20 protein-coding genes and 1 pseudogene are annotated in these 21,644 nt (G+C 70.9%); 15 read left to right on the top strand and 6 right to left on the bottom strand.

What is annotated here, in order from left to right; all coding sequences use genetic code 11:
• The first annotated feature begins 144 nt into the window (after window positions 1-144).
• From ACFZDJ_RS30180 to ACFZDJ_RS30160, 5 genes are all read left to right on the top strand, one after another.
• Window positions 145-564 carry a sortase-dependent protein gene (locus ACFZDJ_RS30180; protein WP_391063556.1) on the top strand — a complete coding sequence of 140 codons (420 nt, stop codon included), beginning with the start codon at window positions 145-147 and terminating at the stop codon, window positions 562-564.
• Window positions 561-1,172: a class F sortase gene (locus tag ACFZDJ_RS30175; protein ID WP_390933539.1), complete on the top strand. Its 612-nt coding sequence runs from the start codon at window positions 561-563 to the stop codon at window positions 1,170-1,172. The genes ACFZDJ_RS30180 and ACFZDJ_RS30175 overlap by 4 nt, the downstream gene beginning before the upstream one ends.
• A 146-nt stretch (window positions 1,173-1,318) precedes the next feature.
• Entirely contained in the window at window positions 1,319-1,810 is a 492-nt protein-coding gene (locus ACFZDJ_RS30170) for an RNA polymerase sigma factor (RefSeq protein WP_054235333.1), read from the top strand.
• On the top strand, window positions 1,794-2,306 hold the full coding sequence (locus ACFZDJ_RS30165; RefSeq protein ID WP_391063553.1) for a hypothetical protein: 513 nt from the start codon (window positions 1,794-1,796) through the stop codon (window positions 2,304-2,306). The genes ACFZDJ_RS30170 and ACFZDJ_RS30165 overlap by 17 nt, the downstream gene beginning before the upstream one ends.
• Before the next feature lie 90 nt (window positions 2,307-2,396).
• Complete coding sequence (locus ACFZDJ_RS30160; RefSeq protein ID WP_390933537.1) at window positions 2,397-2,978, top strand: helix-turn-helix transcriptional regulator; 582 nt, start codon at window positions 2,397-2,399, stop codon at window positions 2,976-2,978.
• Window positions 2,979-3,012: 34 nt separating this feature from the next.
• Here the strand turns inward: ACFZDJ_RS30160 and ACFZDJ_RS30155 are convergent, their stop codons facing one another.
• Both ACFZDJ_RS30155 and ACFZDJ_RS30150 read right to left on the bottom strand, forming a co-directional pair.
• Window positions 3,013-4,011 carry an Lrp/AsnC family transcriptional regulator gene (locus ACFZDJ_RS30155; RefSeq protein ID WP_248297006.1) on the bottom strand — a complete coding sequence of 333 codons (999 nt, stop codon included), beginning with the start codon at window positions 4,009-4,011 and terminating at the stop codon, window positions 3,013-3,015.
• A gap of 152 nt (window positions 4,012-4,163) precedes the next feature.
• Window positions 4,164-5,783, bottom strand: coding sequence for an MFS transporter (locus tag ACFZDJ_RS30150; protein ID WP_391063550.1), 1,620 nt, complete (start codon window positions 5,781-5,783; stop codon window positions 4,164-4,166).
• A gap of 204 nt (window positions 5,784-5,987) precedes the next feature.
• Between ACFZDJ_RS30150 and ACFZDJ_RS30145 the strand changes: the two genes are divergently transcribed.
• Complete coding sequence (locus ACFZDJ_RS30145; RefSeq protein WP_391063547.1) at window positions 5,988-6,812, top strand: methyltransferase domain-containing protein; 825 nt, start codon at window positions 5,988-5,990, stop codon at window positions 6,810-6,812.
• Here the strand turns inward: ACFZDJ_RS30145 and ACFZDJ_RS30140 are convergent.
• Window positions 6,805-7,983 (bottom strand): serine hydrolase, encoded by a 1,179-nt coding sequence (locus ACFZDJ_RS30140; protein ID WP_391063544.1) that lies wholly within the window; start codon window positions 7,981-7,983, stop codon window positions 6,805-6,807. The genes ACFZDJ_RS30145 and ACFZDJ_RS30140 overlap by 8 nt on opposite strands.
• Window positions 7,984-8,320: 337 nt before the next feature.
• Between ACFZDJ_RS30140 and ACFZDJ_RS30135 the strand changes: the two genes are divergently transcribed.
• Window positions 8,321-10,051, top strand: a complete 1,731-nt coding sequence (locus ACFZDJ_RS30135; RefSeq protein ID WP_391063542.1) for a sigma-70 family RNA polymerase sigma factor — start codon at window positions 8,321-8,323, stop codon at window positions 10,049-10,051.
• A 31-nt stretch (window positions 10,052-10,082) separates the two neighbouring features.
• Here the strand turns inward: ACFZDJ_RS30135 and ACFZDJ_RS30130 are convergent, their stop codons facing one another.
• Together ACFZDJ_RS30130 and ACFZDJ_RS30125 are read right to left on the bottom strand one after the other, a co-directional pair.
• Window positions 10,083-10,766: a glycerophosphodiester phosphodiesterase family protein gene (locus ACFZDJ_RS30130; RefSeq protein WP_390933532.1), complete on the bottom strand. Its 684-nt coding sequence runs from the start codon at window positions 10,764-10,766 to the stop codon at window positions 10,083-10,085.
• Between the two features lie 20 nt (window positions 10,767-10,786).
• Window positions 10,787-11,940 (bottom strand): annotated as a pseudogene (locus ACFZDJ_RS30125) (adenosine deaminase).
• Window positions 11,941-12,003: 63 nt separating this feature from the next.
• Between ACFZDJ_RS30125 and ACFZDJ_RS30120 the strand changes: the two are divergent.
• Window positions 12,004-12,879: a DUF4190 domain-containing protein gene (locus tag ACFZDJ_RS30120; protein WP_391063539.1), complete on the top strand. Its 876-nt coding sequence runs from the start codon at window positions 12,004-12,006 to the stop codon at window positions 12,877-12,879.
• 25 nt (window positions 12,880-12,904) lie between these two features.
• Here ACFZDJ_RS30120 and ACFZDJ_RS30115 read toward each other — a convergent pair whose 3' ends face one another.
• Entirely contained in the window at window positions 12,905-13,495 is a 591-nt protein-coding gene (locus tag ACFZDJ_RS30115; RefSeq protein WP_391063536.1) for an NADAR domain-containing protein, read from the bottom strand.
• Between the two features lie 178 nt (window positions 13,496-13,673).
• Here ACFZDJ_RS30115 and ACFZDJ_RS30110 point away from each other — a divergent pair, with 178 nt between their 5' ends.
• From ACFZDJ_RS30110 to ACFZDJ_RS30080, 7 genes are all read left to right on the top strand, one after another.
• Window positions 13,674-15,197, top strand: a complete 1,524-nt coding sequence (locus ACFZDJ_RS30110) for a gamma-aminobutyraldehyde dehydrogenase (RefSeq protein WP_384912041.1) — start codon at window positions 13,674-13,676, stop codon at window positions 15,195-15,197.
• Between the two features lie 100 nt (window positions 15,198-15,297).
• Window positions 15,298-16,545, top strand: a complete 1,248-nt coding sequence (locus tag ACFZDJ_RS30105) for an extracellular solute-binding protein (RefSeq protein WP_390933529.1) — start codon at window positions 15,298-15,300, stop codon at window positions 16,543-16,545.
• 89 nt (window positions 16,546-16,634) lie between these two features.
• A complete protein-coding gene (locus ACFZDJ_RS30100; RefSeq protein ID WP_391063533.1) occupies window positions 16,635-17,786 on the top strand; it encodes a polyamine ABC transporter ATP-binding protein in 1,152 nt (383 codons plus the stop codon).
• The gene (locus ACFZDJ_RS30095) at window positions 17,786-18,709 is read left to right on the top strand and encodes an ABC transporter permease (RefSeq protein ID WP_075031263.1); all 924 of its coding nucleotides are present in this window, start codon (window positions 17,786-17,788) and stop codon (window positions 18,707-18,709) included. Before ACFZDJ_RS30100 ends, ACFZDJ_RS30095 begins: the two co-directional genes overlap by 1 nt.
• Window positions 18,710-19,510, top strand: a complete 801-nt coding sequence (locus ACFZDJ_RS30090) for an ABC transporter permease (protein ID WP_168496130.1) — start codon at window positions 18,710-18,712, stop codon at window positions 19,508-19,510. It begins immediately after the preceding gene.
• 72 nt (window positions 19,511-19,582) lie between these two features.
• Window positions 19,583-21,001 (top strand): FAD-dependent oxidoreductase, encoded by a 1,419-nt coding sequence (locus ACFZDJ_RS30085; protein WP_391063530.1) that lies wholly within the window; start codon window positions 19,583-19,585, stop codon window positions 20,999-21,001.
• Window positions 21,002-21,176: 175 nt separating this feature from the next.
• Window positions 21,177-21,629: a hypothetical protein gene (locus tag ACFZDJ_RS30080; protein ID WP_390933527.1), complete on the top strand. Its 453-nt coding sequence runs from the start codon at window positions 21,177-21,179 to the stop codon at window positions 21,627-21,629.
• Window positions 21,630-21,644: the final 15 nt, after the last annotated feature.

The raw sequence follows: 21,644 nt of genomic DNA, 5'->3' as shown, positions 1-21,644 counted from the left end.
TCGCCGTCGGTGCCCGCCGGAACGGGCTCCGACGGCTTTGCCGGCTCTTTACAACCCGCTCTCCCGCTGCGTCGTCTCTTCGCACGATCCGTAACTCAGCCCGCCGGGTCACCGGGCGGGCGGACCGACGAAAGAGAGCGATTCATGCGCCGAACTGTCCTCAGCACCATGGCACTCGCGTGCACCGCCGTGCTGGCGAGCACGGTGCCCGCGTTCGCCAGTGGGGCGAGCCCGGTCCCGACGGTCCGTCCGACCGCCACCGCCGCCCCCTCCCAGGCGCCGACCGGCACCGCCGCCCCGAGCGCCGCCCCGAGCGCGGTGCCGACCACCCGACCCGCCTCCGGCACCCCGTCCCCGGTTCCGAGCGTCGGCACGCCGACCCGTGCGCCGTCCCCGGGTCAGGTCGCCGCCGTGCCGAAGGGAGCGCCCGACACCGGTGTGGCGCCGACGGCGTCGAAGTCCGGAGGCCAGGGCGGCTTGATCGGCGGGGGTGCCGCCGCGGCGTTCGTCATGGGTGGCGCGGCGGTCTTCGTCGTACGTCGCCGACGGGCGACCGGGGAATGACCTCGCTCTCCAGGCGCGCCTTCGTCACCGCGGCGGCGGCCTCGCTGCTCGTGAGCTGCGGCGGCCACGGAACCGACTCGACCGCACCCGAACACCTCGGGAGCACGCCGGTGCCCTCGCGGACCTCCGCCAAGGCCGCGCACGACCTCGGGCGTTCGGTCCCGGTCGGGTTGCGGATCCCGGCCATCGGGGTCGACACCCCGGTCATGCAGCTGGGGCTGGCCGCGGACGGCAGCGTCCAGGTGCCCCCGATCACGGCGCACGACCGGGCGGGCTGGTACCGGAACTCGCCGACGCCGGGGCAGACCGGTCCGTCGGTGATCCTCGGCCATGTCACGGTCGGCGCCTACGGGGACGGGGTCTTCCGCCGTCTCGCGCAGTTGCGCAAGGGCGACCGGATCGCGGCGCGTCTGGAGAACGGCACGACGGCGGCGTTCACCGTCACCACCGTACGGACGGTCGCCAAGGCCGACTTCCCGTCGGACGAGGTGTACGGGGACGTGGACCGTCCCGAGCTGCGACTCATCACGTGCGGAGGGGCCCGTACCGGTACGGGATACCTCGACAACGTGATCGTCTTCGCCACGCTGAGTTCAGCGGCGCCCTGACCCGCCGGGACCGAGCCCGGGCCGATGGAACGTACGCCGCCGGCCCGGGCTCTTCCCCCACAAGTGCCCGCACGAGACGGATGCCCGCACGAGACGGGTGCCCGCACGAGACGGGTGCCCGCCCGACGTCACGACCATGGAGAGCTTTGAAACGGTCCCGCGAGAAGGCCGCGTCCGAGCTGTTCGCCGCCCTCTATCCGCGCCTCGCCGGCTGGTGCCGCCGTCTCGTCGACGACGACGAGACGGCCCACGAGATCGCCTCGGAGGCGTTCACCCGGCTCTGGGCCCGCTGGACCTCCGTGGCGGAGCCCCGGGGCTTCCTCTACGTCACCGCGGCCAACCTCGTCCGGGACCACTGGCGCAAGCTGGAGCGCGAACGCAGGGCCGTACACCGTGCCACCGCCGAGGCCGCCGTCCGCCCGCACACCGAACAGTCCGACCCGTCCGTACGCCTGCTCGTGCAGTCGCTGCCGGAACGACTGCGCGTCCCGATCCTCCTGCACTACTACGCTGACATGCCGATCCGGGAGGTGTCCGTGCTGACCGGACGCAAGGAAGGAACCATCAAGGCCGACCTCCACGCGGCCCGCGAACTGCTCCGCGCCCACCTGAGGAGAAGCCTTGATCACACACTCTGACGAGGGTCCGGACTTCGAACCCGACGACCCGCTCGCCGTCATCCTGCGGCCCGCCTCCGACTACCTCGGCCCACCTCCCGGCCGCTACGAGGCGATCCGACGCGGCGCGGCCCGCCGCCGGCTGCGGCGTGCCGCGGTCGGGGTCGGGTCGGTGTGCGCCGTCGCCGCCCTCGTCGCGCTGCCGGTCCGCCTGTCGACGTCCCAGGCACCCGCGTCCCCGACGGTCCCGCTCGCCCCGCCGCCCTCCGAGGGCCGTCCTTCGTCCGTGCCCACCAGCCCGTCGGCGTCCCCCGTGCCCGTCAGCCCCAGTCGCACCCCGGGGAGCCGGACGGCCAGTCCCACCCCCGGGAGCCGGACGGCCGGCCCCACCCAGACGGCCCGGACGACCGGCCGCGTCACGACCCAACCGGCCGTCCCCACCCCGGCACCGTCGTCGACACCGACCACGCCCGTCGCCCAGCCGTCGATCGCGCCGAGCGGCTCTCCCCGCCATTGAGCCGAGCGGCTCTCCCCGCCATTGACCGAACGCCCTCTCACTCCGTTGACTAATCAATGGAGTGTCGATACAGGGTGTTAATTTGGGGAAATGGCTCTGCGCAACGCGGTGATGGCCGCGCTTCTGGAGGGCGAGGCGTCCGGATACGACCTCGCGAAGGGGTTCGAGGCCTCGGTCGCCAACTTCTGGATGGCCACCCCCCAGCAGATCTACCGCGAGCTGGAGCGCATGGAGGGCGAAGGGCTCATCTCCGCCCGCGTCGTGCAGCAGGAACGTCGGCCCAACAAGCGGCTCTTCTCGCTCACCGAGGCCGGACTCGACGCGATGCGCGCCTACACGGCCGAAGTCCCCAGCAAGCCGACGGCGATCCGGGACGAGCTGATGGTCAAGGTGAGTTGCGTCGACATCGGAGACGCCGAAGCCGTACGGGCCGGGGTCGCCGAGCGTGTGGAGCGGGCCGGTGCCAAACTGGCCCGCTACCGGCGCGCGCAGGAACGCATGCTGGCCGGCCGCAGCGAGGAGGAGTACCTCGCCACCGCCGAACGCGTGGGCCCCTACCTCACCCTGCTCGGCGGCATGGCCCTGGAGCAGGCGAACCTCCAGTGGGGCGAGACGGTCCTGAGGAGACTCGACCAGCGGACCGAGGCACTCGGCGCCACGGCTCGCGGCTGACGCTCCGGGTGCCCCGTGCCCGTTCTGGGCGAGGTCAGCGGCCCGGATCGTAGGCGAGTTGCTTGACCAGGCGCAGGGTCAGGGCGGTTTCGACGGCCTGGACGCCGTCGAGGGCGCCGATCTTCTCGCTCAGATACGTGTACAGCTCCGCGCTGTTGCGGTAGACGGTCGAGGCGACGATGTTGGCCTGGCCCGTGGTCGCCGCGGCGAAGCGCACCTCGGGATGCGCGGCGAGCGCCCGTCCGACGTCGGCGAGTGCGGCCGGCGCCACGGTGAGCCACAGCATGGCCTCCACCTCGTGGCCGAGGGGTTCCTGGTCGAACTGGACGTCGAAGTAGAGCACCCCGGTGGCCCGCATGCGCTCCAGACGCCGCTTGACCACGGACTCCGACTGGCCGGTGGACGCCTGGAGTTCGGTGAGCGTGGCGCGCCCGTCCCGGACGAGTACGGCCAACAGCGCCTCGTCGGCCGCCTCCAGCGTGAGGGCATCGGTGACCGGCTCGACCGGCGGTGGGCGCAGGGCCGCCTGCTGGTCGGGGGCGAGCCCGTTGGCCTTGTTGAGCCAGTCCAGTTGTCCGCCGTAGAACGAGTGCAGTACGCAGTGGGCGCTGACCGAGACCACACGGGGGGTGCGCTGCAACCGGTCGAAGAGCAGTTCGTCCCGGGCCTGCCGGCTGCGCGGCTTCATCGCGCACATCACCTCGGTGCCGCCGGAGATCAGCGAGACGTACGAGGTGTCGGGGCGCCGGGCGAGTGCGCCCGCCAACTGTTCGGCCACGTCCGGGGTGCAGCGCAGCCGGACGATCCAGTTGGTGCGGCCGAGCCGGCTCTCGTCGATCACGCCGAGCACCCGCAGGCGTGCCGTGGTGCGCAACCGCCGCATGCGCCGGGCGACGGTCTGGTCGGAGACCCCGAGCACCTCCGCGATCCGGATGAGCGGCGCCCGTCCGTCGATCTGGAGGCACTGGAGCAGTTTCAGGTCGAGTGGGTCGAGCGCGCGGGACGGCATCGACTCCGCCTCCTCTCGCTCCATGTGGACTCCCGGAGTCAATGATCGAGCATGACGGCGAGGCCCGGGACCTGTGTGGTCCCGGGCCTCGCACGGGCGCCCGTTCCGTCCCCACGAAAGGGCGCTCCCAGGGCCTGTCCGGCGGACCATGCCGCAGACGTGCCCTGGTGCCGGGGTCAGCCGCGCTGCCCCAGCCGGGGCTCCGCCGCCCCGGTCTCCTGCGGCGCCGCCGGGACGGCGCCGGATCCGGCCACCGGCCTGGTGGCCGACTGCCGCGGGCTGCGCAGCAGGACGGCACCGACCGCCGCGGCGACCAGGGTCAGCACCGCGGCGATGATCAGGCACAGGTGGAGGCCGTCGAGGAAGGCCTCGGACAGGGCGCCCAGGGCACGGCCCCGGTCGGCGCCCAGGTTCATGCTCGCGACCGCGCCCAGGCCGTTCGCGTCCACCGCGGAGGTGACGCTCCGTACCGTCGCCGCGGGCAGACCGACGTCGGTGAGGTGGCCCGGCAGGGTGTGCAGGGCCTTGGTGGACAGCACGGCGCCGAGGACGGCCGGGCCGAGCGCGCCGCCGACCTGCCGGAACGCGCTGTTCCCGGCGGCTGCCATACCGGCCTGGCGCAGCGGTACGGAGGCGACGGCCGCCGCCGTCATGGGCGTGATGACGAAGCCCAGGCCGAGGCCCAGCAGGGCCAGCCGCCAGGCCAGCGAACCGAACGACGTACCGGCGTCTATGGACGTCAGCGACAGCAGCGAGGCCGCGGTCACCAGCAGCCCGCCGGTGATCAGGACGCGGGGCGACACCTTGTGCATCAGCCGTCCGACCGGTGCCCCGACGAGGATGCACATCAGCGTGACCGTCAGCATCCGGGCCGCCGCCTCCAGGGTGCTGAGCTGCTGCACCATGCCGAAGTAGAGGCTGAGGGCGAAGAAGAAGCCGATCAGGCCCAGGAAGCTGATCATGGCGACGAGCGTCGTGGCGGTGAAGGCGGGACTGCGGAAGAGCGTCAGGTCCAGCATCGGGCTGTCACTGCGCCGCTCCGCCAGGACGAACGCGACGGCCGCGACCGCCGCCGCCACCAGCGCCACGATCACCTTCACATCGGTGAAGGAGCCGGCGCCGCCCTCGATGACGCCGTAGACCAGCGCGGTGATCGCCACCGCGGCGGTGATCTGGCCGGGCCAGTCCAGACGTCGTGAGCCGGGGGCGCGCGAGTCGGTCACCAGCCGGGCCGCGAAGGCCATCGCGAGGAGCGAGGCGGGGACGGGCAGCAGATAGATCCAGCGCCAGGAGAAGTGCTCCAGTATCAGTCCCGCGATCACCGGGCCGACGGCCAGCGCCGCCAGCAGGGCCGTGGCCCACAACCCGACGAACTTGCCGCGCTCGCGGTGGTCGGGCACCGCGTGGCTGATCAGCGCCAGCGTCGTGGGCAGCAGCGCGGCGGCGCCCAGACCGGCGAAGGCCTGGCCCACCCAGAGGACCTCGACCGACCGCGCGCACAGCGCGATCGCCGCACCCAACGCGCTGAACGCGAGACCCGCCTGGAAGACCTTCTTGCGGCCGTGGACGTCGCCGAAGACGCCGGCGGTCAGAATCAGCGCGGCCATGGGCAGCACGAACGCGTCCGAGACCCAGGACAGTTGGGCGGTCGACGTGTGCAGCGCCCGCTGGATGGTCGGCAGGCTCACCGAGACGGTGGTCACCGGAAGATACGCGACGAACACGCCCACGCAGGCCATGACGAGCGTGGCCGCCCGCCTCTCCCGCGGCTCGTTCGCCGTTGTCGTGACGTTCACGGAACTCTCTCTCCCCTGCGGCGCACCGCACCGCGATCGCTTGATACGGCGCTCACCTTCGGGGCCGCCCGCGGGCCGGGGCCAGCCACGGCAGGGGAAAACCAGGAAATTCGACATTCCGGACCCGGTTTCCCGGGATTTCCGTGATTGCCGTCAGGGGACGCCGCTGACCTGGCGCCCTGCTCGGCGGATAGGTTCGCGGGTATGACGACGACATCGCAAGAAGCGTTCCTGCGGGCCTTCCACGCCGAGCGGCCGGCGGTGACGGCGGATGCGTTCGCCGGTGGCCGCGCCGCGGACGGCCGGTCCAGCTACGAGATGCTGTGCGACCGGGTCGCCGGACACGGTCGGGTGCTGGATCTCGGTTGCGGCGACGGCCTGTTGCTCGAACTGCTCGCCCGGACCGAGGGACGGCGGCCGGCCGGGGTCGACCTCTCCCCGGAAGCCCTGGCGCTGGCGCGACGCCGACCGCTGCCCGCCGGGACGACGCTGTCGGAGAGCCGGGCCCAGCACCTGCCCTTCGCCGACGACACCTTCGACGCCTGTGTCTCCCACATGGCGCTGATGCTGATGAGCGAGGTGGAACAGGTGGCCGCGGAAGTGGCCCGGGTGCTGCGCCCCGGAGGCATGCTGGCCTGCGTGATCGGCGGCGGAGCCGTGGGCGGTGAGGCGTACGAGCTGTTCATCGGGCTGTTGCGGTCCGCGATCGAGACGGCTCCCGCCGGGCAGCGCATCCCCGCTCTGGGGGACCGCAGGACCCGCAGCCGAGCGGGGCTCGACAGCGTCCTCGCGCCGGTCGGATTCGCCCCGGTCGACTGGGAGACCGTCCCCATCGACCTGAGCGGTCCGGTGGAACAGGTGTGGGACGCCCTGGCGGGTGTCTATGACGTCGGCCCGCTCGACGCGGCCACCGTGGAGTCCCTGCGTGCGGCCTTCCTCACCGGGGCGAAGAAGCTCACCGCGCCGAACGGGGTCGTCCCGTGCGGGATGAACGTGCATCTGGTGACGACGAACCTGACGACTACTTGAGCGCCGCCATCGCGATGCGCAGGGCGACCGGGTTCATCTCCTCGCCCTTCGCGTCCGTGGCGTTGACCGAGTAGACGAGCGTGCGGGAGAGATCGCGGGTGGCCGCCATGACCGTCGTGTATCCATACCGCCCGCCCGACTTGAGCCAGTAGACCCGCCCGCCGTACTCGAAGCGCTCGAGTCCGGCGCTCATGGTGGCCCCGTCCATGCGCGACGGGACCGTGAACATCTCCTTCAGCTGCGGCTCCGGGACCAGGTCGCCACGGAAGAGGTGGGTGGTCAGCCGCTCCAGGTCCGCCGTCGTGGAGATCATGTCGCCCGCCGCCCAGCGGTCCGCCTGGTTCCACTCGGTGACGTCGACGAACTCCGTCGTGCCGTCCGCCCGCTTCACCGCCTGGTAGCCGAGGTTGTGCGGCCCCCGGATGCGCGGATCGGTACCGGGGAAGTACGTGTGCAGCATCCCGGCGGGCCGCAGCACGCGCCGGGTGGCCTCGGAGGCGTACGAGTGACCCGTGACCTTCTCGATCAGCATGCCGAGGATCGTGTAGTTGATGTTCAGGTAGTGCTGCCGCTTGCCGGGGCAGAACTCCGGCCCCTTCGCCACCGCGGAGGCGACGACCTGCCTGGGCGTGAGCGTGTCGAAGCGGTGTGCGTACGCGTCCGCGAAGGAGTCGCCGAAGCCGTCACCCGCCTGGATCCCGCTGGTGTGGTTCAGCAACTGGCGTACGGAGACGGGCTTGAAGGCCGGCGACAGCAGCCCGGGGAGATAGCGCTGCACGGGCGCGCCCAGATCGACCTTGCCCTCGGCCGCGAGTTGCAGCACGACCGCCGCCGTGACCACCTTCGTCGTCGAACCGGCCCGGAAGAGCGCGTTCGGGTCCGCCGCGCGTCCGCTCGCCAGATCGTGCACTCCGCCGCTCCCGAGCCAGCGGCCGTCGGTGCCCCCGACGCGTACGAGCGCGGCCGTCGCGTCGGCGTCCGGCAGCCCCGCGAGCGCGGCGCGCAGCGCGGCGGCGTCCGGTCCGGTCGTGACCGTGACCGCCGTGGCCGCCGTGGCCGTCCGTGGCGCGGCGGAGGATGCGGCGACGGCGGGCGCGGCCAGCGGGCCGGCCGCCAGGCCCAGCACGAGGGCGGTGGCGACGGCGGTGACGGTTCGGATACGGGAGGGCATCTGCGGCTCCTGGTGTGGACGGGACGGTGAGATCATCCTGCGGTCGCCGACCCGTTCCCGGGTCCTCCCCGAGGACGGCCCGATCCCTGACGCTGACCCGGATCAACTGCCTTTCCGCATAAGGGTGTTGCGGGGGATCGCCCCTAGGTGGGGCGCGGCGAAGGTTTCGAGGGTCGGGAAGGGCAAAAAACTGTTATCGCGGAGGGCGGCCCTCCGTCTCCTGTGTGTCAGGACCCGACGAACGGCTGTGATCTGCGGCATAGCGCGCGGACAGGCTTGCCGTGGTGGGGGATCCTGCACTCCCGCCCGTGTGTGCCAAGTGGCAGGGGCGGTCACCGTGACACCGGAGGGGACGTACGTGGACGGGCGGCAGTGGCGCTCCATCATCGCGGCCGCGCAGGCCGGCGACCGGCGCGCCCTCGACGAACTCGTCGCGGGCTGGCTCCCGCTCGTCTACAACATCGTCGGCCGCGCCCTGAACGGTCACGCGGACGTCGACGACGTCGTGCAGGAGACCATGCTGCGCGCCGTCGACAACCTCGGCTCGCTGCGCGACCCGGACAGCTTCCGGTCCTGGCTGGTCGCCATCACGATGCGGCAGATACGGGAGCGCTCGCGCCGCCGGACGGCCGAGCCGTTGGCCGACGGCGCCGGCCAACAGGCCGCCGACTTCGCCGAACTGGCAGTGCTGCGGCTTCAGTTGGAGGGGCAGCGGCGCGAGGTCGCGGAGGCGGTGCGTTGGCTCGACGACGAGGACCGCCAGTTGCTCTCGCTGTGGTGGCTGGAGGTCGCGGGCGAACTCACCCGGCGCGAGCTGGCGGCGGCGGTCGGGATCAGCAGGCAGCACGCGGCGGTGCGGGTGCAGCGGATGAAGCAGCGGCTGGAGACCGCGCGGGACATCGTGCGGGCGCTCGACGGCCACCACCCCGGCGCGGGCAACTCCCCCTGCTCCGACCTGCGGTTGGTGACCGCCCGCTGGGACGGACGGCCCGACTCGGTGTGGCGCAAGCGGGTGGCCCGGCACATCCGGGGCTGCGCGTACTGCTCGGGCGCCCGGGAGACCGTCGTACCGGCCGAACGCCTCCTCGTCGGGATCGCCCTCGTCCCGCTGCCGGTCGGCTTCACGCTGTCGCTCGCGCTCGGCGGTAAGACGGCGGTCGCCGCCACCTCCGTCGGCTGGTCCGCCAAGCTCCTCGGCCTGCTCACCAAGCCCGCCGTCGCCGTCACGGCCGGCGCCACCCTCGCGGCGGGCGGCCTGTACGTCGTCACGCGGACGCCCGACGACCCGCCCCCGGCCCTCGCCGCGCCCACGGCGGCGAGCACCGCACGCCCACCGTCGGGACGTACGGGCGAGCCGTCCGCCTCCCCGTCCCCCTCACCGTCCCCCTCCGCCTCCCCGTCACCGTCTCCGTCGCCCTCGAAGACCCGCGTCCAGCTCTACGGCACCGTCGTCGACGCCGTCGACAGCGCGCCCGCCGCGAGCGCGCTCCCGGCGGCGCTGCCCCGGCGCGCCGAGAAGGGCGTCACCGCCACCGGCGCGCCCGCCACGGGCCTCACCCACCGCGGGGAGACGGTCACCCTCAGCGGGCAGGGCTACTTCCGGGTCCGCTGGCAGGTCCTGCCCCAGCAGCGCACCGGCGCGCTGCTCATGCCGACCTGGACCGGGCTGAGCGGCAAGCTCTTCCACGTCGCCTCGGGCGGCGGTCATCGCATGGACGACGTGCAGTCGGGCTCGACCGACGGCACGACCTGGATGGGCGGCCCGTCCGTGGGCTACGCCGTCCTGCCCTCCGGCACCCAACAGATGTGGCAGAACGAGTACTTCTGGATCGACGGCACGGTCACCCTCCACCAGAACGAGGGCCCCGCCGACTACAACCTCTTCGTCCAGACCTCGACCTGGGACAAGGTGACCGAGGACGTCCGCACCGGCCCCGCCCAGGGCGTGATCCGCTACGGCCTCGTCCGCGACAACGGCAAGGACACCGCCCCGGTGCCGCAGTACCTGACCCGCTCGACCCCCGCCGACCCGGCGACGGTGAGCCGGCGCTCGCAGGTCACTTCCTGACTCCCTCCCCGGCTCACCGCGGTACGCCGACTCAGGCCTTGCGCAGCGCGCACAGCGCGTCGATGCGGTTCGTGGTGATCGAATCCACCCCCATGTCCAGCAGCCGGCGCATGGAACGGCGGGTGTCGGGCGTCCAGACGGAGAGCAGATGGCCGCCGCGGTGGACACGGGCCGTGAGGGCGCGGTCGACCAGGCTGAATCGATAGTTGAGCCAGCGCGGCCGTACGGCTTCGAGGAGGGCCGGGCGCGGCGGTGCGAGGCTCGTCCAGGTCAGCGCGATCTCGGCGGCGGGGTCGGCGGCGCGCACCGCCAGCATGGCCGGGGCGCCCGCGCAGTAGTACACCCGGTCCTGGGCCCCGCACTCACGGATGACGTCGACGATCCCGCGTACGGCCGCGCCGTCGGGCTCTCCCGGCAGATCGATCAGGATCCGGCTGTCCTTGGTCGTCTCCAGGGCCTCCGCGAGCGTCGGCACCCCGCCGCCCGTGAGCCCTCGCACCTCGTCCGAGGAGAGCGACCTGAGCGGCCGCTCCAGCTCCCACAGCCGTTTCAGCGTCTCGTCGTGCAGCAGCACGGGCACCTTGTCGCGGGTCAGCCGTACGTCGATCTCGACCGCGTCCGCGCCCAGTTGGAGCGCGGAACGCAGCGAGTCGAGGGTGTTCTCGCGGACGCGATAGGGGTCGCCGCGGTGGGCCACGGCAGTCACGGTGCGCATGGGCCCATTGTGCTGGTCGCTCAGGGTGTGAGCCACGCCGAGGCGTAGGTGTCGATCTCCTCGGCGAGGCGTGTCTTGCCGGCCGGGTCGAGGAAGGACGCTTCCACCGCGTTCTTGGCGAGCGCGGCGAGGCCGAGTTCGTCGAGGTCGAGGAGACGGGCGGCGACCGCGTACTCGTTGTTGAGGTCGGTGCCGAACATCGGCGGGTCGTCGGAGTTGATGGTGACGAGGACCCCGGCCCGGGTGAACTCCTTTATGGGGTGCTCGTCGAGGGTGCGGACCGCGCGGGTGGCGATGTTGGAGGTCGGGCAGACCTCCAGCGCGATGCGGTGCTCGGCGAGGTGGGCGAGCAGCTTCGGGTCCTGCGCGGAGGTGGTGCCGTGCCCGATGCGCTCGGCGCGCAGCTCGTTCAGCGCGTCCCAGACGGTCTCCGGACCGGTCGTCTCACCCGCGTGCGGGACCGAGCGCAGTCCGGCCGCGATCGCCTGGTCGAAGTACGGCTTGAACTGCGGCCGCGGTACGCCGATTTCGGGGCCACCGAGTCCGAAGGAGACCAGCCCCTCCGGCCGCAGCCGGTCGTCGGTCGCGAGCCGCAGGGTCTCCTCGGCCGCCTCGAGCCCCGCCTCGCCGGGAATGTCGAAGCACCAGCGCAGGACGACCCCGAACTCGGCCTCCGCCGCCTTGCGGGCGTCCTCGATGGCGTCCATGAAGGCGCGCTCGTCGATGCCGCGGCGGGTGGAGGACCACGGGGTGATGGTCAGCTCGGCGTAGCGGACCTGCTGCCGGGCCATGTCCCGGGCGACCTCGTACGTCAGCAGGCGTACGTCCTCGGGGGTGCGGATCAGGTCGACGACGGACAGGTACACCTGGATGAAGTGGGCGAAGTCCGTGAACGTGAAGTAGTCCGCGAGGGCCTCGGGGTCCGTCGGCACCTGGGAGTCGGGGTGGCGGGCGGCGAGGGTGGAGACGATGCGGGGGGAGGCGGATCCGACGTGGTGCACGTGCAGTTCGGCCTTGGGCAGCCCGGCGATGAAGGCGTGCAGGTCGCGGACGCCCTCGCGGGTGCTGAGCTGGTCGGTCAAGGATTCCTCCCCGGAACGGCGCCCCCGGACCGTGGTCGGGGGACGCGGGTGATCGGCTGATCGGTGATTCGGGGATCATCGTAGGCCGCCACTCACGGGGTGAAGCCCCGGGCCGTAGCATGACGGCAGGTACGACAGAGGAGGGGACCTCACGCATGTCCGAGGACGCGCAGGCACCACAGGTGCCGCAGAACGCCGCCGCGACCCCGTGGGCGTCCCCGGACCAGTCGGCTCCGCCGCCGACGCAGATCGACGTGCCGTTGGCCGTCGGTTCCGAGGACGCGATACCCGGCGGGAACCCCCAGCCGGGTTCCCCGCCCGCCGGCCCCCCGGACAACGGCGCCGCCGGCCCGCGACCCGAGCCGAACCCCTGGGCCCCGCCCGCGGACCAGGCACCCTCCCGCGCGCCCGGTGCTCCCACACCCCCCTCGGTGCACAACCAGCCGACGGTCGTCGACCTCCCAGGGCCGGGCACCCCGAGCCACCCCCAGTCCCCGCCCCAGTCCTGGGACAACCCCTTCGCGTCCCCCGCCGCCGCGCCTCTGCCCCACCCCCGGCCCGCCCCCGGAGAGCCGGTACCCCCGCCGCCCATCGCTCCCGAGGGCCCCGGCCAGGTCCCGTACGGCTACGGATACGGCTACCCGGCCTACCCCGCGCCGGGAGCCGGCTACCCGGGCGCCCCCGGCTACGGCTGGCCGATGATGCCCCCGGCGCCGAGCAACGGCATGGGCACCGCCGGGCTGGTGCTCGGCATCATCTCGGCCGTCGTGTTCTGTCTGTGGCCGATCGCGATCATCCTGGGGATCCTCGCGGTGATCTTCGGCGTGCTGGGGCGACGCAGGGCGCGCCGCGGCGAGGCGAACAACCCCGGTCAGGCGCTGGCCGGGATCATCTGCGGAGCGGTCGGCATCGCGCTCGGCATCGCGATGATCGTGGTCTTCTTCGTCCTCCCGGACGACAGCGGCGACAGCGACCCGTTCAGCGGAGACAACGGCTACTCCACTTCACTCGTCGTGCCGCACCTCGGCTAGACCGCCAACCGCTCCCGCGCCTGGACTAGTCGTCCTCCAGGAGCCGCTCCCGCGCCTCCATCAAGGCGAATCCCAGCAGGTTCGGCCCCCGCCACCGCTCGGGATCGGCCGCCCGCTCGTCGTCCGCCGCGAGTCCTATGCCCCAGACCCGGTCCATGGGGCTGGCCTCGACCAGCACCCGCGTGCCCGTGCCCAGCAGGAACGCGCGCAGTTCGGGATGGGCGGCGAACTTGTGCACGCTGCCCTCGACGACGATCCCGAAGCGCTCGCGCTCCCAGGTCGCCTCGTCGAAGCCGCGCACGAGCCGTCCCACCTTCTTGGCGAGCGCGGGGCTGGACGCCTCGATCGCGCGCCGCTCCGCCTCCGCGTCGCCGAAGAGCCGTGCCTTGCCCGCCATCATCCAGTGCTCGGCGGTCGCGTAGGAGACACCGTCCACCTCGAACGGTGACGGCCACCACTGGCTCAGGCAGCTCGCACTCACCCGACCGTCCGGTCGCGGGCGGTGGCCCCAGAAGTGCAGGTACTTGACTCCCGCCCCCGAGCGGACCGCGCTGACCAGCGCTTCCCAAGAATCGATCTTCGCCATGCACGCCACTTTGGCACGCACCACTGACATTCCGTCCCGCCTTTTCCATGGGGACTCGACACCTGGTCGACAGATTCCGTCGCGTAACCAAAAGGCAACAACGGAATCACTTGTTGGAGTCCCTTTGCTCTGTCAGGATCGGCACTCAAATCGAGCTGGAGCTACGCCCACCCCCGCGGCAGTGGGGAGAACGGCGGAGGAGAGCGACATGCACAATCCGGGCCATCGCTTCCAGGCGCAGGACCGTTTCGCGGAAGGCGCGCAGTACATCGCGGGCCGCCTGACCAAGGGCACTTCGGGCCGTACGCACGCGGTCGTCGACCCCGCCACCGGCGACGAGGTCTACACGTACGAGCTGGCGAGCACCGTCGACGTGGACGCGGCCGTCGCCGCCGCCCGTGAGGCGTTCCCCGGCTGGGCGGGCGCCACCCCCGGCGAGCGCTCCGACGCCCTGCACCGCTTCGCCGCCGTGCTCGCCGACCGCGCCGAGGAGTTCGCCCGGGCGGAGTCGCTCCAGTGCGGAAAGCCCCTCAAGCTGACCCGCGAGTTCGACGTGCCCGGCACCATCGACAACACCGCCTTCTTCGCGGGCGCGGCCCGGCATCTGCAGGGGCAGTCCGCGGGCGAGTACTCCGGCGACCACACCTCGTACGTACGCCGCGAGCCCATCGGTGTCGTCGGCTCCATCGCGCCCTGGAACTACCCCCTCCAGATGGCCGCCTGGAAGATCCTCCCGGCGATCGCCGCGGGCAACACGATCGTGCTCAAGCCCGCCGAGCTGACCCCGCTGACCTCGCTGCTCTTCGCCATGGCCGCCACCGAGGCGGGCATCCCGGACGGCGTGATCAACATCGTGACGGGGGCCGGCAAGGACGCCGGTGAGCACCTCGTCGGCCACCCCGACGTGGCGATGACCTCCTTCACCGGGTCCACCGCGGTCGGCAAGCGCGTCGCCGAGATCGCCACCTCGACCGTCAAGCGGCTCCATCTGGAACTGGGCGGCAAGGCCCCGTTCGTGGTCTTCGACGACGCGGACCTGGACGCCGCGGTGAACGGCGCGGTCGCGGGCTCGCTCATCAACACCGGGCAGGACTGCACGGCCGCCACGCGCGCGTACGTGCAAAGGCCCCTCTACGAAGAGTTCGTGTCCAGGACGGCAGCCCTGATGGCGAGCGTCCGCCTCGGCGACCCGTTCGCCTCCGGCACCGACCTCGGCCCGCTGATCTCGCACGCCCAGCGCGACCGCGTGGCCGGATTCGTCGACCGGGCCCGCGGCTACGCGCGTGTGGTGACCGGCGGAGAGATCCCCGAAGAGCTCAAGGACGGCGCCTACTACCGGCCCACGCTCGTCGCCGACGCTCCCCAGGACAGCGAGATCGTCCAGTCCGAGATCTTCGGTCCCGTCCTGGTGGTGCTCCCCTTCGACAGCGACGACGAGGGAATCAGGCTCGCCAACGACACTCCGTACGGTCTCGCCGCCTCCGCGTGGAGCCGGGACGTGTACCGGGCCAACCGTGCGACCCGCGAGATCAAGGCGGGCTGCGTGTGGGTCAACGACCACATTCCGATCATCAGCGAGATGCCGCACGGCGGCTACAAGGCGTCCGGCTTCGGCAAGGACATGTCGGCGTACTCGTTCGAGGAGTACACCCAGATCAAGCACGTCATGTTCGACAACACCGCGGTCGCCAGGAAGGACTGGCACCGCACGATCTTCGGGGACCGGCCCTAGTCGATCCGGAGCCGGCCGCGGGTCGGCTTCCGACTATCGCCGAGTGGCAGACCAGGCCGCGAGACCACGGCCGCGACCCTTCCGAAAGGGCATCACGAGCATGGAGCAGTACGAGCCCGACCGCCTCTCCCCGGCCCAAGTGGCCGCCATGCGGCGCAGTTTCAGGAATGGCAGGGCCGCGCTCAGCCGCCGCTCGCTGCTGCGCGCCTCCGCGGGCGGCGCGCTCGCCGTCGGCGGGCTCGGCGCGCTGAGCGGCTGCGGGATCCCGGCCGCGGGCAAGACCCAGGGCGGCGTCTCCGCCGACGACCACTCGGCCAAGGAGAAGGTCATCGACTTCTCCAACTGGCCCGAGTACATCGACGTGGACGACAGCGGCAAGCACCGTCCCACGCTCGACGCCTTCGCCAAGCGGACCGGTATCCAGGTCAAGTACACCGAGGACATCAACGACAACGACGAGTTCTTCGGCAAGGTCCAGCCGCAGCTCGCCTCGGGTCAGGACACCGGCCGCGACCTCATAGTGGTCACCGACTGGCTGGCCGCCCGCATGATCCGTCTGGGCTACGTCCAGAAACTGGACGCGTCCAACCTGCCGCACGCCTTCGCCAACCTGTCGGACCAGTTCCGCAGCCCCGACTGGGACCCCGGCCGGGCGTACTCGTACCCGTGGCAGGGCATCTCGACCGTCATCGCGTACAACAAGAAAGCGCTCGACGGCGTCGAAGTGAAGTCGGTCTCCGACCTGCTCGACAACCCCAAACTCAAGGGCCGCGTCGGCTTCCTGACCGAGATGCGCGACAGCATCGGCATGACCATGCTCGACATGGGCAAGGACCCGGCGAAGTTCACCGACGACGACTACGACGCGGTGATCGCCCGCCTCCAGAAGGCCGTCGACAAGGGCCAGATCCGCCGCTTCACGGGCAACGACTACACGTCGGACCTCACCAAGGGCGACTTCGCCGCATGCGTCGCCTGGGCCGGTGACATCGTCCAGCTCCAGGCGGACAGCCCTGACGTCGGTTATGTGATCCCGGACAGCGGCTACATGACGTCGACCGACAACATGCTGATCCCCAACAAGGCGCGCCACAAGACGAACGCCGAGCGGCTCATCGACTACTACTACGAGCTCGAACCGGCCGCCGAACTCGCCGCCTACATCAACTACGTGAGCCCGGTCGCGGGAGTGCAGCCCTATCTCGCCAAGATCGACAAGTCGGCGGCGGACAACCCGCTGATCATTCCCGACAAGGCCATGCAGGCCAAGTCCCACGCCTTCCGCTCACTGAGCTCGAAGGAAGAGACGGCCTACCAGCAGAAGTTCGCGAAGCTCACAGGGGCGTGACGCCTCCGGCGGCCGAGCGGTCGCGACCCGCGCGGCGACCGCGTCCCCGCCTGGAACCAAAGACGACCCCGACATCCAGGGACCACACCATGACGACAGACAACGGCGGCGACGTCCGCCTCTCCGGGATCAGCAAGACGTACGGCTCCTTCACGGCCGTCCACCCGCTCGACCTGACCGTCCCAGAGGGCTCCTTCTTCGCCCTTCTCGGGGCGTCGGGCTGCGGCAAGACCACCACCCTGCGGATGATCGCGGGCCTGGAGGAACCTTCCTCCGGCACCGTCTTCCTCGGCGACCAGGAAGTGACCCACCTGCCTCCGTACAAGCGGCCGGTGAACACCGTCTTCCAGTCCTACGCCCTCTTCCCGCACCTCGACATATTCGAGAACGTCGCCTTCGGCCTGCGCCGGCGCGGCATCAAGTCGGTGAAGAAGCAGGTCGAGGACATGCTGGAGCTCGTCCAGCTCGGCGAGCAGGCCCGCAAGAAGCCGCACCAGCTCTCCGGCGGCCAGCAGCAGCGCGTCGCCGTGGCCCGCGCCCTGATCAACCACCCCAAGGTGCTGCTCCTAGACGAACCGCTCGGCGCCCTCGACCTCAAGCTGCGCCGTCAGATGCAGCTGGAGCTCAAGCGCATCCAGACCGAGGTCGGCATCACCTTCGTACACGTCACGCACGACCAGGAGGAGGCCATGACGATGGCCGACACGGTCGCCGTGATGAACGCGGGCCGCGTCGAGCAACTCGGCGCCCCCGCCGACCTCTACGAGAACCCGCAGACCACGTTCGTCGCCAACTTCCTCGGCACCTCGAACCTCATCGAGGCCGCCGTCGACAGCAAGGACGGCGACGACATCGTCCTTGCGGCGGGCGGCGGCAAGCTGGTCCTGCCGCAGGCGCGATGTTCGGCGCCCACGACGACCGGCGGCAAGGTCCTGGTCGGAGTCCGCCCCGAGAAGATATCGCTCACGCACGTCGACGACGCGGGCGAGATCCCGGCCGGCCGCAACCGGATCACCGGCAGGATCGCCGACTCCAGCTTCATCGGCGTCTCCACGCAGTACGTCATCGACAGCGCCGTCTGCCCCGAGTTCGAGGTCTACTCCCAGAACATCGACCGCGACGTCCGGCTCGCCCCCGGCGCCGAGGTGGTCCTGCACTGGAGCCCGGCGCACACCTTCGGCCTAGACGCGGCGCAGGACATCGACGCGGGCGTCGAGACGGTCGAGGAGGAAGCCGCCTGATGGCCAGCGTCACCGAGGCGCCACTCCTCGCGCCGCAGCCCGACAAGAAGCCGCCCCGCAAGCGCGGCCGTCTCGTCCCGTACTGGCTGCTCCTGCCCGGCATCCTCTGGCTGCTGATCTTCTTCGCGCTGCCGATGGTCTACCAGGCCTCCACGTCCGTGCAGACGGGCTCCCTGGAGGAAGGCTTCAAGGTCACCTGGCACTTCCAGACGTACTGGAACGCGCTGGCCGACTACTGGCCCCAGTTCCTGCGCTCGGTGCTGTACGCGGGCGCCGCGACGATCCTGTGCCTGGTGCTCGGCTACCCCCTGGCGTATCTGATCGCCTTCCGCGCGGGCCGCTGGCGCAATGTCGTGCTGATCCTGGTCATCGCGCCGTTCTTCACCAGCTTCCTGATCCGCACGCTCGCCTGGAAGACGATCCTCGCGGACGGCGGCCCGGTCGTCGGCGCCCTCAACACCCTGCACGTACTGGACGTCACCAACTGGCTCGGCTTCACCTCGGGCGACCGCGTCCTGGCCACACCACTGGCGGTGGTCTGCGGCCTCACGTACAACTTCCTGCCCTTCATGATCCTGCCGCTCTACACCTCGCTGGAGCGCATCGACGGACGCCTCCACGAGGCGGCGGGCGACCTGTACGCGAAGCCGTTCACGACCTTCCGCAAGGTCACCTTCCCGCTGTCGATGCCCGGCGTGGTCTCCGGCACGCTGCTGACCTTCATCCCGGCCAGCGGTGACTACGTGAACGCCGACCTGCTCGGCTCCACGGACACCCGGATGGTCGGCAACGTCATCCAGACGCAGTTCCTGCGGATCCTCGACTATCCGACGGCCGCCGCGCTCTCCTTCATCCTCATGGCCGCGATCCTCATCATGGTCACCCTCTACATCCGCAAGTCCGGGACGGAGGATCTGGTCTAAATGGCCTTCGTACGCTGGTTCAAGCGGAATCTCGTCGTCATCGGTGGACTGCTGACGCTGGGATATCTGCTGCTGCCCAATGTCATCGTCACGGTGTTCTCCTTCAACAAACCGAAGGGGCGCTTCAACTACGAGTGGCAGCAGTTCTCCCTGGACGCCTGGCGCGATCCGTGCGGCGTCGCCGACATGTGCGGCTCGCTCTCGATCAGCCTCCAGATCGCCGTCTGGGCGACCATCGGGGCCACGATCCTCGGCACGATGATCGCCTTCGCTCTCGTGCGCTACCGCTTCCGGGCGCGCGGCGCGGTGAACTCGCTGATCTTCCTGCCGATGGCGATGCCCGAGGTCGTCATGGCCGCCTCGCTGCTCACCCTCTTCCTCAACCTGGGTGCTCAGTTGGGTTTCTGGACGATCCTGATCGCCCACATCATGTTCTGCCTCAGCTTCGTCGTGACGGCCGTCAAGGCGCGTGTGATGTCGATGGACCCGCGCCTGGAGCAGGCGGCACAGGACCTCTACGCCGGCCCGGTGCAGACGTTCCTGCGCGTCACCCTGCCCATCGCGGCCCCCGGAATCGCGGCGGGCGCGCTGCTCGCCTTCGCGCTCTCCTTCGACGACTTCATCATCACCAACTTCAACGCGGGCTCGACCGTCACCTTCCCCATGTTCGTGTGGGGCTCGGCGCAGCGCGGAACACCCGTTCAGATCAATGTCATCGGTACGACCATGTTCATCGTCGCCGTACTGTTCGTCCTGGCCGGAATGGTCATCAGCAACCGCCGCAACAAGCAAAAGGCATAGTAAAAGGCATCGCGGAAGGCATGACCCACAGAGAAATTTCGGTGGGTAATTCAGCTGTAGGGAGTTGAAATCATGGCCCCAAGCGCCATGACCCGTTGGACCACGTCTCTTTCCGAAGCCCAGCCGGTTCCGTACTGGCTGGACGACCCCGGCAAGCCCCACCCCGAGCCCGCTCTCACCGGCGCCGAGACCTGCGACCTGCTCGTCGTCGGCGGCGGCTACAGCGGACTGTGGACCGCGCTCATCGCCAAGGAGCGCGACCCGCAGCGTGAGGTGGTGCTCCTGGAGGGCCGCGAGGTGGGCTGGGCCGCCTCGGGCCGCAACGGCGGCTTCTGCGCCGCGTCCCTGACCCACGGCCTGGCCAACGGACTCACCCGCTGGCCGGACGAGATCAGGAAGCTGGAGGAGCTGGGCGCCCGCAACCTCGACGAGATCGAGGCGGCCGTCGCCCGCTACTCCCTCGACTGCGACTTCGAGCGCTCCGGCGAGATCGACGTCGCCACCGAGCCGCACCAGGCGGCCGAACTGCGCGAATGGCACGAGGAGCTGCAAGACCGGGGCCTGGCGGACGGCATCGAGTTCCTGGACGCCGACGCGGTCCGCGAACAGGTCGACTCGCCGACCTTCCTCGCGGGTCTGCACGACCGCCGCGGCGTCGCCATGCTCCACCCCGCCAAACTCGCCTGGGGCCTCAAGCGTGCCTGCCTGCGGCTCGGAGTGCGGGTGCACGAGCACACACCCGCGCTCGCCCTGAAGGCGTACGGCGCCGGCATGGCCGTACGCACTCCGTACGGTTCCGTCCGCGCGCGCAAGGTGGCACTCGCCACCAACATCTTCCCGAACCTGGTCAAGCGGGTGCGCGCGTACACCGTCCCGGTCTACGACTACGCGCTGATGACCGAACCCCTGACCGCCGACCAGTTGGCGTCCGTCGGCTGGAAGAACCGGCAGGGCCTCGGGGACTCGGCGAACCAGTTCCACTACTTCCGGCTCTCCGCCGACAACCGCATCCTGTGGGGCGGTTACGACGCGATCTACCCGTACGGCGGCCGGGTGCGCGCCGAGTACGACGACCGCCCGGAGACGTACGCGAAGCTCGCCGGGCACTTCTTCACCTGCTTCCCGCAACTGGAGGGCGTCCGCTTCACCCACGCCTGGGGCGGCGCGATCGACACCTGCTCGCGCTTCTCGGCCTTCTTCGGCACGGCGCACCACGGGAGGGTCGCGTACGCGGCCGGGTACACGGGTCTGGGCGTGGGCGCGACCCGGTTCGGCGCGGACGTGATGCTCGACCTGCTGGCGGGGGAGCGCACCGAGCGCACGGAACTGGAGATGGTCCGCAAGAAGCCCCTGCCGTTCCCGCCCGAGCCCTTCGCCTGGACGGGCATCGCGCTCACCAAGTGGTCGCTGGCGCGGGCGGACGCCCACGGCGGGCGGCGCAATCTCTGGCTGAAGACGATGGACAAGCTGGGACTGGGCTTCGACAGCTGAGCCGTGGCGGCGGGGCGTGCGCCGCAGTGATTGATCCACAGGCGTGCGCCCAGCTCATCCACTGTGATCCGACTCACCACCAACACGTGGCGGAACCCGCGTAATGCCCGGCCCGAACCTCCCTCCCCTCTGTGACGCGACCGGCGTCGACACGAGGAGAGAGGGAGGTTCCGCCATGACGGGGGCCAAGCCGGCGGTCGAGTGGCTGGCATCCGTCGCGCCGGATCCCGAGGCCTGCCGCCGGGAATGGGAGCGCAATCCGCTGGGGGTCGCGCTGCTGCCGGCCGGCAGGCTCTGGGACGTACTGATCCTGCCGGGCGACCTCGGCTATCCCACGCTCGACGTGCTGACCCGGGTGATCGACCGACTCGGCCCGGTGCTCGTCGACTTCGGCGACGCCCGGATGGGTTTCTTCGTGCCGCCCGGCACCGCGGCGCGCTGGCTCGGCACGGGGGTGCGCACGGCGGGGCGCGGTACGTGGATCGTGGTGCCGTACCCGGGACGGACCACCGGCGGGGTCCGCTGGCTGATCCCGCCGGACGGCACCGGCACGCTCACCGATCCGGCCCTGCTGGAACTGGCCATGCACGAAGCGGCGGCGGGCATAGCCGGAAACGAGGGTCGATAGCCGCCACGGGGCCGG

The organism is Streptomyces sp. NPDC007896 (genome assembly GCF_042959425.1).
In the GTDB taxonomy this organism is placed as follows: domain Bacteria; phylum Actinomycetota; class Actinomycetes; order Streptomycetales; family Streptomycetaceae; genus Streptomyces.
This window is presented reverse-complemented; position numbering and strand designations above follow the sequence as displayed.

Coding starts and splice junctions, on each gene's coding strand:
- ACFZDJ_RS30180 (WP_391063556.1), top strand. CDS start 145: ATGCGCCGAACTGTCCTCAGCACCATGGCACTCGCGTGCACCGCCGTG.
- ACFZDJ_RS30175 (WP_390933539.1), top strand. CDS start 561: ATGACCTCGCTCTCCAGGCGCGCCTTCGTCACCGCGGCGGCGGCCTCG.
- ACFZDJ_RS30160 (WP_390933537.1), top strand. CDS start 2,397: ATGGCTCTGCGCAACGCGGTGATGGCCGCGCTTCTGGAGGGCGAGGCG.
- ACFZDJ_RS30155 (WP_248297006.1), bottom strand. CDS start 4,011: ATGGAGCGAGAGGAGGCGGAGTCGATGCCGTCCCGCGCGCTCGACCCA.
- ACFZDJ_RS30145 (WP_391063547.1), top strand. CDS start 5,988: ATGACGACGACATCGCAAGAAGCGTTCCTGCGGGCCTTCCACGCCGAG.
- ACFZDJ_RS30140 (WP_391063544.1), bottom strand. CDS start 7,983: ATGCCCTCCCGTATCCGAACCGTCACCGCCGTCGCCACCGCCCTCGTG.
- ACFZDJ_RS30130 (WP_390933532.1), bottom strand. CDS start 10,766: ATGCGCACCGTGACTGCCGTGGCCCACCGCGGCGACCCCTATCGCGTC.
- ACFZDJ_RS30120 (WP_391063539.1), top strand. CDS start 12,004: ATGTCCGAGGACGCGCAGGCACCACAGGTGCCGCAGAACGCCGCCGCG.
- ACFZDJ_RS30115 (WP_391063536.1), bottom strand. CDS start 13,495: ATGTCAGTGGTGCGTGCCAAAGTGGCGTGCATGGCGAAGATCGATTCT.
- ACFZDJ_RS30110 (WP_384912041.1), top strand. CDS start 13,674: ATGCACAATCCGGGCCATCGCTTCCAGGCGCAGGACCGTTTCGCGGAA.
- ACFZDJ_RS30105 (WP_390933529.1), top strand. CDS start 15,298: ATGGAGCAGTACGAGCCCGACCGCCTCTCCCCGGCCCAAGTGGCCGCC.
- ACFZDJ_RS30100 (WP_391063533.1), top strand. CDS start 16,635: ATGACGACAGACAACGGCGGCGACGTCCGCCTCTCCGGGATCAGCAAG.
- ACFZDJ_RS30095 (WP_075031263.1), top strand. CDS start 17,786: ATGGCCAGCGTCACCGAGGCGCCACTCCTCGCGCCGCAGCCCGACAAG.
- ACFZDJ_RS30090 (WP_168496130.1), top strand. CDS start 18,710: ATGGCCTTCGTACGCTGGTTCAAGCGGAATCTCGTCGTCATCGGTGGA.
- ACFZDJ_RS30085 (WP_391063530.1), top strand. CDS start 19,583: ATGGCCCCAAGCGCCATGACCCGTTGGACCACGTCTCTTTCCGAAGCC.
- ACFZDJ_RS30080 (WP_390933527.1), top strand. CDS start 21,177: ATGACGGGGGCCAAGCCGGCGGTCGAGTGGCTGGCATCCGTCGCGCCG.